The organism is Streptomyces botrytidirepellens (assembly GCF_003721215.1).
GTDB lineage: Bacteria > Actinomycetota > Actinomycetes > Streptomycetales > Streptomycetaceae > Streptomyces > Streptomyces himastatinicus.
This window is the reverse complement of record NZ_RIBZ01000032.1, coordinates 37420-43925: the sequence shown is the minus strand read 5'-3', so window position 1 is coordinate 43925 and position 6506 is coordinate 37420. Positions and strand designations below refer to the sequence as shown.

The 6506-nt window shown below is 69.6% G+C and carries 4 protein-coding genes; all 4 read left to right on the top strand.

Going from position 1 to position 6506, the window contains the following annotated elements; translation table 11 throughout:
• Positions 1-120 precede the first annotated feature (120 nt).
• The 4 genes from EEJ42_RS02380 to EEJ42_RS02365 all read left to right on the top strand — a co-directional run bounded on the left by EEJ42_RS02380 (position 121) and on the right by EEJ42_RS02365 (position 6506).
• On the top strand, positions 121-966 hold the full coding sequence (locus EEJ42_RS02380) for a protein phosphatase 2C domain-containing protein (RefSeq protein ID WP_123098370.1): 846 nt from the start codon (positions 121-123) through the stop codon (positions 964-966).
• Between the two features lie 532 nt (positions 967-1498).
• The gene (locus tag EEJ42_RS02375; RefSeq protein ID WP_123098377.1) at positions 1499-3499 is read left to right on the top strand and encodes an ABC transporter ATP-binding protein; all 2001 of its coding nucleotides are present in this window, start codon (positions 1499-1501) and stop codon (positions 3497-3499) included.
• The gene (locus EEJ42_RS02370; protein ID WP_342778232.1) at positions 3496-4881 is read left to right on the top strand and encodes an MFS transporter; all 1386 of its coding nucleotides are present in this window, start codon (positions 3496-3498) and stop codon (positions 4879-4881) included. The genes EEJ42_RS02375 and EEJ42_RS02370 overlap by 4 nt, the downstream gene beginning before the upstream one ends.
• A gap of 155 nt (positions 4882-5036) precedes the next feature.
• Positions 5037-6506, top strand: a complete 1470-nt coding sequence (locus EEJ42_RS02365) for an NUDIX domain-containing protein (RefSeq protein WP_184502897.1) — start codon at positions 5037-5039, stop codon at positions 6504-6506.

Here is a 6506-nt window from a genome sequence, read left to right as displayed (position 1 = left end):
CTGCTGCCCGGTCCGGACTGCTGAGCGGTCCCGAGCCCAGGCACCGGCCGCTGGCCAAAGACGCAATTGGCGATACCCCGAGCACCAGCGGGGTGGAGTGCACACCGAACCAGGAGAACCATGACCAGTCCGGGAATGTACATCTGCGTGGCGGGATGTCCTGGCGGGGACGACCGCCTGTCTGAGGACAAAATCGCCCGCGCGCCGGGAGCTGTCTTCGTGCTGGATGGGGAGTCCCACGTGTATGACCCGACGATGCTGGTCGGCGGCTGGTATGCCAACGACCTGGGGGACGCGGTGGCGGAGAAGGCCGCCGCCGCCCCGGATGCCGACCTGCGGCAGCTACTGGAGGAGGCCATCGGCGAACTGGCTGTCGTGCACGGGCTGACGAAGAAGTCGCCTGTAGCCGTCTCGGTCTCGATGGTGCGCCAACGCGAGCAGCACGTCGAGGCGCTTGTCCTGGGCGATTGCACGGTCGTTGCCGTCGCGAAGGACCGAACGGTCGAGGTAGTACGGGATGACCGTCCGGCGCGCGTGATCACCGCCTGCCCGGAACTCGAGGCATACCAGAAGCGACTCCAAGCAGGCCACGGCTTCGATGCCGAACACCGCGACCTGCTGGCGCGGCTGAACGACAGCCAGAGGCGTCACCTCAACTGTCCGGACGGTTACTGGATGGCCCAGGCACTCCCGGAGGCCGCTCGACACGCGGTGGTGCGGTCCTGGCCAGTGGCGGATCTGGCCGAGGTTTTGATCATGACGGACGGAGTGAGCGTCGCCGTCGAGAAGTACCGCCTCATGTCGTGGACCGACATGGCCCGCCTATGCCGCACACACGGCCCCGCCCTGGTACTGGACAGGATCCGACAAGCCGAGCTGGCCGATCCTCTGGGCCTGCGTTGGCCCCGGAAACAGCAGTCCGACGACAAGTCGCTCGCCACCATGACCCTCCCGGCCGCTGAGTGAGCTGAAATCCGCACCACCCTCGACAGCGGCAGCACCCACTACCCCCGGCCCTTGCCCCTGACTCGGCCCCCAGCACAGCCTCCAGACGGCCGCAGCGTCATTCGAAGGAGCCCCAGGTGCCCTACGGAATCGACGACCACCGTGCACACTCTCAGCGAGCGCGACCATTCCCCCTCTGAGTGACCCCGCCCCGTTCGAATGAGCTGGTCCTCGACAAGCCCATGATGGCGGGCGAATCGCCATCTATTGGAACGTTTGTTCATGACGTAACCGTAACGGTGCCATCTTCGGCTCCGTTCTTAGAGCACCAGTACCTCAGACACGCCCATTCGGAGGACACGGTGGCCCTCACTCCTGATCCAGCGTCCGCTCTCGCCGCAATCGAACAACCCGGCGGCGACGGTCCGGCTTCCTGCGTGCTATGGAGCCACGTTGACGTCGCAGCACGCGACGCACCGCCGCCGGGGGCCGGACCCAAGGGTGCGCGCGAGGTGCCTGCGCAGGAGTTCGGGCAGGGGCGACGGGCGTGAAGATGCGAAGGAAACCGAGCCGGTCGGCGAGCGGTATTTCGAATGCCGAGCGGGAGCTGTACGGGGGCCGGCTGCGTTGGGACAAGTCCTTCGTGCACCACGAAGGGGCCCTGGTCCGCCTGGGTTTCGCACAGATGGCGGCTGCCTTACCCCGGATGGCGGGGATGGTGTTGCGGACCGGGTGGGAGGTCGACCGGCGAGCGCTGGCCGGGGTCGTGGCGGCCCAGCTTGGCCAGGGCGTGACGGCCGCATGGGGTCTGGTGGCGGTCAACGGTGTCCTGACCCAGCTGTTCGCGGACGGGCCGACCGCGAACAAGCTCCGTGAAGCCCTGCCGGCGCTGGTGGTGCTGGCGGTGCTGGCGGTGGGGACGGCCCTGCTGGCCGCGTGGTCGACCGCAATGTCCGGCCGGTTGGAGCCGCAGGTGGAGCGCGCGGTGTCCGCTCGCTATTACGAGGCCGTCACCCGGGTCGAGGTGGAGGCGACCGAGCGGCCGGAGATCCAACGCGTGCTGGAGGCAGGAAAGTTCGGCACTGATTCAGCCCGCCTCATGCTGCGCATGTCCGTAGGCGTGGCCAGCGTGGTGATCGGCATGGTGGCGGCCGCCGTCGTACTGGCCTCGCTGCACTGGATCCTGCTGCCGATGCTGCTGGCCATCGCCCTGCCCAAAGGGTGGGGCGCGGTGCGCTCCGCTCGTCGCGACTACACCTCGCGGCTGAACTGGATCGATCACCGGCGCGCCATCTCTTCGTTGCTGGCGTACCTGACCCGGCCCCACGCCGCGGGCGAGATCCGCGCGCACGCGGCTGGTAGGAAGCTGCTGGCCGGTTATGAGGAGATGTCCCAGCAGACGGAGGCGGAGCAGCGGCGTCTGGCGCGAGCGCAAGCGCACACCGACCTGGTCGCCGGCGGGTTCTCCGGTCTGGCGTCTCTCGCCTGCTACGGGCTGCTGTGGTGGCTGTTGAACAGCGGCGGCCTTGCGCTGGCCGTCGGCGGGACCGCGGTCATCGCCATCCGCAACTGCACCACGCGGCTGACCTCCCTGGTCCAGCAGGTCAACCGGCTCTACGAGGAAATGCTCCACCTGACCGACACCAAGAACGCTACCGAGCTGGCAGCCGAACACGCCATCCCGCGCACTGGAGTCCCACTGCCGTCCCCCGTGACCGCCGTGCACGTCGAGGACGTGTCGTTCTCCTATCCCGGCGCAGCGTCCCCTTCACTGAAGGGCGTGAGTTTGTCCGTCCACCGTGGCGAGGTGACAGCTTTGGTGGGCGCGAACGGCTCGGGCAAGACCACCCTGACCCGGGTCCTTTCCGGTCTGCTGCTGCCCGCTGACGGAAACGTGTGGTGGACGGGTGCGTCCGGCGAGCGGGTCGAACTCCGTGCGGCAGACCGCGGGCAGGTCTTTGCCCACGTGGGGCTGCTCGCACAGGACTTCCCGCATTGGGAAATGACCGCCGCGACGAACGTGGCCATCGGCGCGGGCGATCGCCCCCGCGACATGGACCAGGTCAAGGAGGCCGCGCACGCCGCCGACGTGCATGACCTCATTGAAGGGCTTCCGCACGGCTACGACTCGATCGTCTTCAAAGGGTACGAGCGCGGTGTCCAGCTTTCGGGAGGGCAGTGGCAAAAGCTGGGCACCGCTCGCAGCCTGTACCGCAACGCACCGTTCTTCCTCGTCGACGAGCCCACCTCGGCACTCGATCCCCACGCGGAGATCGCCGCATTCGAAGGGCTGTGGTCACTGGCCGAGCACGGACACGCCGTCGTGCTGGTCACGCACCGGCTCGCCGCGACCGCGAAGGCCGACCGCATCTACGTCCTCGACCAGGGCCTCATCGCCGAGGAGGGCACCCACGACGAACTCATGGCCTTCGACGGTGGCCTCTACCGGACGATGTACACGGCTCAGGCCGCTCAGTATGGCCTCGCCCTGCCAGCGGGCGAGACGCTCCCCGCACCGCGGGGCGACACGGACCGGCACGAGGACGCCCTGTGACCCGCCGCCGGGTGCCTGCGGCCGCACCGCGCCGCAGTGGTCCTGAGTCCGCCGGCGCCGCGTTGGGGCGGCATCGCGACTTCCGTCGGTATCTGACCGGCCAGACCGCCAGCGTGGCCGGCAGCTCGATCAGCTCGATGGCCCTCCCGGTGCTGGCCGTCCTGGAGCTGGACGCCAGTACCGCGCAGGTGGCCTGGCTGATGTTCCTGGGCCAGCTGCCGCCCGCGCTGCTCGCCCTGCACGCGGGTGCGCTCGCCGATCGTCATGCCAAACGACGCCAGATGATCATCGGCGACCTGGTTTGTGCCGTGGCGTTGGCGACGGTCCCGGCGGCGGCCGCCATGGACGCGTTGACGCTGGCCCAGCTCATGGCCGTCGCCGCGGTACAAGGCGCAGCGGGTGTGGTGCACGACGCCGCTGCGATCAGCCTGCTGCCGAGTCTGGTCGACCGGTCACGGATCCAGCGCAGCAACAGTCACATCGGGGCGTTGTACGCCATCGCCGCGACTGCGGGCAGCAACCTCGGCGCCGCCCTGACCGCCCTGCTGGGCCCCGCCCGGGCCCTGCTCGGCGACATCGGCTCCTTCCTCATCAGCGCCTGGTGCACCGCCCGTATCCGAGCCCGCGAGCCCAACCGGGTACGCAGCGACGGCCGTCAGCTGCGGGCGGACATCGGCGAGGGCCTGCGGTACGTGCACGCCGACCACCGGCTCAGCGTACTCACCTGGGTCAACGCAACGACGTCGTTCGCCTTGGCGATGCTCAACACCCTCTGGGCGCTGTACCTGTTACGCGTCCTGGAGATGAGCGCGACGGCCTTCGGCGTGGTCCTGGGGCTCGGCGCCCTGGGCGCGGCCACCGGGGCCCTGTCCGCCCCGGCCCTCGCCCGCCGGTTCGGGCCCGGCCCGATGATGCTCGCCGCCCTCGCAATCACGCCACTGACCCAGATCCCGCTGTTACTCGCCTCCCCCGGCCTTGGCTGGGAGATCCCGATCGGCGCCGCGCTGTTCCTCCAACTGGCCTGCGCCGGGGCCGCGGGCACCACGCAGCGCTCGATTCGCCAGATCATCACCGTGGAGGGCATGCGGGCACGGATGCAGGCCGTGAGCACCTGGCTGACCTCCGGCGCCCGACCGGTGGCCGCGCTTCTCGCCGGAGGACTCGGCACATGGGCCGGGGTACGGCCCACCCTGATCGGTGGCACCTTCCTGCTCGTCGTGCCTTTCGCGGTGCTGGCCTGCTCCCCGCTGCGCGGGCTGCGGCAGATGCCCGACCCGCCCCCGAGTCCTGCCGGTCCCACAGAGCCGTCCCCACCAAGGCTCGGACCGGCACGTACCGGCGACTCCTGCCCGGACCCCTCTCTGGACGGAGGCGCCGCGTGAATCCTGCTGTCCTACCAGGTCACCTCCGAGCCGGACGGCTAGCAGCACAGGCCACACGCATGAGCCGCCCCGACGCCCCTTCAGCCGAGACGACCCCGCCGACGGTCACGTACTCCTTCGACCGACCCACGCCCACGAACCCCCGAGGTGATGACGTGCCGCTCACCCGCGACCATATCCGTGCAGCCGCCGAGGCGTATCTGGCCCGGCATCCGTGTGAGCGGGAGGGGCTGGCCGGGCTGCTGGCCGTACTCGACGGCCCCGGCGATCCCTCCAGCCGTGCCACGCTGCCGGGCCATGTCACCTGCAGCGCGGTCGTCATCGACCACGGTCGACGCGTGCTGCACATCGGCCACAAGGCATCGGGGAAGCTCCTCACGCCGGGCGGCCACCCCGAGGAGGACGACCGGACCCTCCTGGCCGCTGCCCTGCGGGAAGTCTCCGAGGAAACCGGAATCCGCAGCGGACACCTGTGCCTGACCCCGCAGTTCCTCGGCGAGCCGCTCGATATCGACGTCCACGACATCGACGCCAATCCGGCCAAGGGCGAGCCGCGCCACCAGCACTTCGACTTCCGCTTCGCGTTCTACCTGACAGCCGAGCAGCCGCCACCGCTGGAGTTGCAGGACGAGGAGGTCTGCGGTGCCCAGTGGCTCTCGTTCGCCGACGTCCGCTCCCCGACGCTGCGCGCCAAGCTCTTGGAATCCGGGCTCGACGGGCGGCCGGAGCCCGTCAACGCGTCTGTTCTGATCCACGACGGTCAGGGCCGCTACCTGCTCCACCTGCGAGATCAGCGTGACGGCATCTGGGAGCCGGGGGTATTCGCTCTCCTTGGCGGAGGCCGCGAGATGGGCGACCTCTCCTTGGAGGCGACCTTGCGGCGGGAACTCGCCGAGGAAGTCCCGGGCCTGGAGCCCGCGGATCTGACGCCGTACGCCGTGGAGGAGGCGACGAGCGTCGACGGCCTCGCGGTGCCCATCCAGGTCTACGCAGGCCGCTGGAGCGGAGACCCCGACACGGTGGACCTGCAAGAGGGCGTGCTGCTGCGATGGTTCACTCCCGACGTACTGGACCGTCTGTGTCTGAGCCCGGGCACCGGTGACCTGGTCCGCCGCCACTCGGCCCAGCACCCGGCGGTCGGCAGCCCGCCGGACGGCGTCCGTCTGCTGCGCCACGAGGCACCGGACGGGACCGAGCTGCACATCGTCGGTGTCCACCTCTACCTCCAGGACGAGCACGGGCGGATCCTCCTTGGTCTGCGTCACCCCGACTCGGCGTACGCGGGGAACACGTGGCACTTTCTGGCCGGGCACTGCGAGCGGGAAGAGGTGATCAGCGGTCTGGTGCGGGAGGCCAAGGAAGAGGCCGGGCTGATCATCGAGCCCAGCGCGGTCGAGCTGGTGCACTTGGTCCACCTCGTCGACTCGCCGGGCGCCCGGCCGCGAATCCAGCTGGTGTTCCGGGCCCGGTCCTGGTTGGGCACCCCGGAGATCCGGGAGCCCGACCGGTGCGTGGAGTGGCGGTGGTGGAAGCCAAAGGATCTCCCAGCCGAGGTCGTGCCGTACACCCGGCTGGCGATCGACGGGATCCTCGCCGGGCGCCTTTACTCCGCGATGGGTTGGTGA